This is a genomic window from Sporichthya sp. (genome assembly GCF_013815995.1).
Classification (GTDB): Bacteria; Actinomycetota; Actinomycetes; order Sporichthyales; family Sporichthyaceae; genus Sporichthya.
Map to the genome: position 1 here is coordinate 1 of NZ_JACDFE010000321.1, position 3759 is coordinate 3759.

Here is a 3759-nt window from a genome sequence, read left to right on the forward strand (position 1 = left end):
AAGCGCGGCCGCGCGAGCGCCCGGGCTTGGGAGCCGGGGATCGACGCCCGCGGCGCGGGGCCGGGCCGACTCCGGTGACATCGAGATCGACCTGGCCGAGCTACTGACCGACGCGGCCTCCGTCGCCACCGACGTCGGGTCCGGGATCGCGTTGTTCATCGACGAGATGCAGGACCTCGGTCAGGCCGACGTCTCAGCCCTGTGCGGGGCGTGCCACGAGCTGTCCCAGTCCGGGTCGCCACTGATCGTGGTCGGGGCCGGTCTGCCGCATCTGCCGGCGGTGCTCTCGGCGAGCAAGAGCTACTCCGAGCGCCTGTTCCGGTATGCCCGCATCGACCGGCTGGATCGCGAGGCCGCGGACCGGGCGCTGCGCACGCCGGCGGCTGCCGAGGGCGTGACGTTCGAGGACGACGCGCTCGTGGCGCTGTACAAGCACTCCGACGGCTACCCCTACTTCGTGCAGGCCTACGGCAAGGTCGCCTGGGACGCCGCCCCGGCCTCGCCGATCACCGCCGACGACGTGAAGGTGGCCGCGCCGGAGGCCGAGGCCGAGCTCGCGGTCGGCTTCTTCGGCAGCCGCTACGAGCGCGCGACCCCGGCGGAGCGGGACTACATGCGGGCGATGGCGGCGTTGGGGTTGAGCGTCGATGACGGTCCGGTGCCGACCGCCGAGGTGGCGGTGCAGCTCGGCCGCAAGCCGTCCAGTCTTTCCCCGGCGCGGGACGGCCTGATCAAAAAGGGCCTGGTGTTCGCCGGTGAGCGTGGATCGGTGGCCTTCACCGTCCCCCACTTCGGGCGGTTCCTGCGCTCCCAGCCGTCCTGATGCTTCACCATGAACGTCATGGGTCAGCCGGAGATCGTCGGCCACCGCGGATCCCGCGAGGGCATGTACGAGCACACCGTGGCGGCCTTCAAGAAGGCCATCGCCGACGGGGCGGACGCCCTGGAGTGCGACGTCCGGCTGACCGCTGACGGTCACCTGGTCTGCCTGCACGACCGCCGCCTGGAGTTCGTCTCCGGGCAGCGCGGTCTGGTCTCCTCGATGACGCTGGCAGACCTCCGCGCGGTCCCGTTCGGTGCCCGCCGGCCCTGGCGTCCGGGGGACCGCTACCGCGGCGGCCGACCCGTCGCGCCGCCGGCCGACGCCGAGGCGGACGACACCCGCCTGACCACTTTGCGCGAGCTGTTGAAACTGGTGGCGGGGGCCGGTCGTCCGGTCGGCCTGCTGATCGAGATCAAGCACCCGACCCGCTACGGCGGTCTGACCGAGGCGCGCCTCGTCGAGCTGCTCACCGAGTTCGGCCTGGCCCGGCGGGTCCTCGGTGCCCACGGCCGGCCCGCGGTGCGGGTGATGAGCTTCGCGGAAGTCTCCATGCGTCGGATGCGACGGCTCGCGCCGGACCTGGACCTGGTCTACCTGATGGGGCGGTTGCCGCGCCGTTACCGCGACGGATCCCTGCCGGTCGGGGTGGGCGCGGCCGGCATCAGCAAGGACATCGTGCGCACCGACCCCGGCTACGTCACCCGGGCCCACGCCAAGGGTCATGCGGTGAACGTCTGGACGGTCAACGAGCCGGACGACGTCCGGCGCTGCCTCGACGCCGGCGTGGACACCATCACCACGGACCGGCCCCGGGCTGTGCGGGCGCAGGTGTTCGCGCCGAGGTGATCCGCCAATCGCTGCGCGCACTAGGGTCTTGCCCCATGAGTAAGGCCTCCCGCGCGCGCCGCGCCGCCGACCGTGAATCCTTCGTCCTGCGTCCTTTCCAGGGCCTGACCTCCGAGTGCGACCTGGTCGCGATGCGCGAGATCGTGCCTGCCGCGACCGCTCCGCTAACCCTGATCGACGACTACGCCGACCGGACCGTGACGGCGGTCACGGTGCTCCCTCTCGCCCTGCCCTGCCTGACCCGCTCGGACGGCAGCGTCCTGGTCGCGCTGCAGACCCAGGTCTCGGCCGGGGACGCCAGCCGCCAGGTGGCGGCCGCGCTGATCGCGGCGCTCAACATCGAGGCCGGGGCGACGCCGACGAACGTCGACATCACCCCGGACACCCCCCAGCTGCAGGCCCTGCTCGACCCGACGGTGCCGCTGGAGATCACCGTCCACGACGGCTTCGAGTTCTGGGTGGAGCACCCGGACGAGATGACGGACGAGGTCAAGGCCTCGCTCGAGCAGGCCAACAGCGCCGCCCCGCCTACGCACCGGCTGTCCTCGGTGCCTGCCGCGTACTGGAGCGACGAGGGCGAGCGGGCCTGGGTTCGCTGGGTGATGCCGCAGGAGGAGTACCCGCTGCTCAACGCCCTGGCCCGACTGCACGCCGGCCGGGTCGACGACATCGGCGAGGGCAGCCGCTACGTCGGGTCGTTCCGTTGCCACGGTCTGCTGGCCCCGGTCTGGGAGGTCCCGAAGGGCACGCCCGCCGAGGCGTTCGAGGCCGGGGCCGCCGCGTTCTCCGCGCGGCTGGACGAGGCGCTCGCGAACACGGACCCGCTGACCGCGGTGGAGCGCCGGTCCCGTGACGGACTCGCCAACCGGCAGCTGACCATCCGCTGACCTCGGGCCCGATCGTGCTGACGCGGTGACCGGGGTCGCGGTCGTCATCCCGGCCAAGGACGAGCAGGCCCGGGTGGCCACCACGGTCCGGGCCGCGGCGTCGATCCCCGGCGTCGACCTGGTGATCGTGGTCGACGACGGATCCGCGGACCGCACCGCACAGGTGGCCCAGGCCGCCGGTGCGCACGTGGTGACCCACCCCCGCAACCGGGGCAAGGCCGCGGCGATGGAAACCGGCGCGGCTGCCGTGGCCGCCGCCGACGATCCGCGCGCTCCGCGACTGCTTTTGTTCCTCGACGCGGACCTGGAGGGGAGCGCCGCGGCCGCGGGCGCCCTGGTCCCGCCGGTGCTGGGCGGGGAGGCCGACATGGCGATCGCGATCCTCCCGCCGCAGGAGACCGCCGGCGGCGGCCACGGGTTCGTCGTCCGGGCCGCGCGGGCCGGGATCGCCCGCGCGACCGGGTTCCACGCCACCCAGCCGCTGTCCGGGCAGCGCTGCCTGACCCGCCCGGCCTTCGAGGCCGCCCGCCCGCTGGCCTCCGGCTTCGGGGTGGAGACGGCGCTGACCATCGACCTGTTGAAGGCCGGCCTGCGGGTGCGCGAGGTCGAATGCGACTTGCACCACCGGGTCACCGGCAAGGACTGGCGCGGGCAGGTGCACCGGCTCAAGCAGTACCTGCACGTGCAGCGCGCGCTGCGCCGCCGTAAGAGATGACAGCCGTTGTGGGTCGCTGCGGATGACATCCGTTGGGAGTCGCCTCAGGCGCGTTCCCTGGCCCAGATGCCGGCCCAGATGGCGGTCAGCAGAGGTCCGCCGGCGATCAGCGCCACCGCCGGCACGATCACGCCGGAGTCGTTGACCGCGAAGCCGGTCAGGGCTGTGCACAGACAGGCCAGCAGCAGCGGCCGCAGCACCGGATCGGCGGCCTGCGCCCGGTCCAGGCCGTGCAGTCGCAGGGCGGCGGGCCTGAACAGGGAGAGCACGGCGAGCGCGATCAGCGGCACCGCGGCCACGACGATCACCGGGGCGTCGACCAGCAGGCCGAGGTTGGCGTCCAGCTTGCGGCCGATCACCGCCGGGCCCTCGCCGTCGATCACGTCCTGGACGAAGCGGCCGAGGTGGCTGCGGTCGGCGGCGTCCCGGCGCCAGTCCAGGAGCGCGATCGCGCCGACCACGGCGGCCGTCCCGGCGCCCACCGCGAG

The 3759-nt window shown here is 73.4% G+C and carries 3 protein-coding genes and 2 pseudogenes; 4 read left to right on the top strand and 1 reads right to left on the bottom strand.

All coding sequences use genetic code 11. The annotated features are described in order from the left end of the window. The 4 genes and pseudogenes from H0X00_RS22505 to H0X00_RS22520 all read left to right on the top strand — a co-directional run. Window positions 1-823 (top strand): annotated as a pseudogene (locus H0X00_RS22505) (ATP-binding protein); the annotation flags it as partial. A gap of 18 nt (window positions 824-841) precedes the next feature. After that, entirely contained in the window at window positions 842-1669 is an 828-nt protein-coding gene (locus tag H0X00_RS22510) for a glycerophosphodiester phosphodiesterase family protein (protein ID WP_293775011.1), read from the top strand. Between the two features lie 35 nt (window positions 1670-1704). After that, a complete protein-coding gene (locus H0X00_RS22515; RefSeq protein ID WP_293775012.1) occupies window positions 1705-2556 on the top strand; it encodes a DUF5926 family protein in 852 nt (283 codons plus the stop codon). A 25-nt stretch (window positions 2557-2581) separates the two neighbouring features. Continuing rightward, window positions 2582-3271 carry a glycosyltransferase gene (locus tag H0X00_RS22520; protein WP_293775013.1) on the top strand — a complete coding sequence of 230 codons (690 nt, stop codon included), beginning with the start codon at window positions 2582-2584 and terminating at the stop codon, window positions 3269-3271. A gap of 44 nt (window positions 3272-3315) precedes the next feature. Here H0X00_RS22520 and H0X00_RS22525 read toward each other — a convergent pair. Continuing rightward, window positions 3316-3759: pseudogene (locus H0X00_RS22525) on the bottom strand (hypothetical protein); the annotation flags it as partial.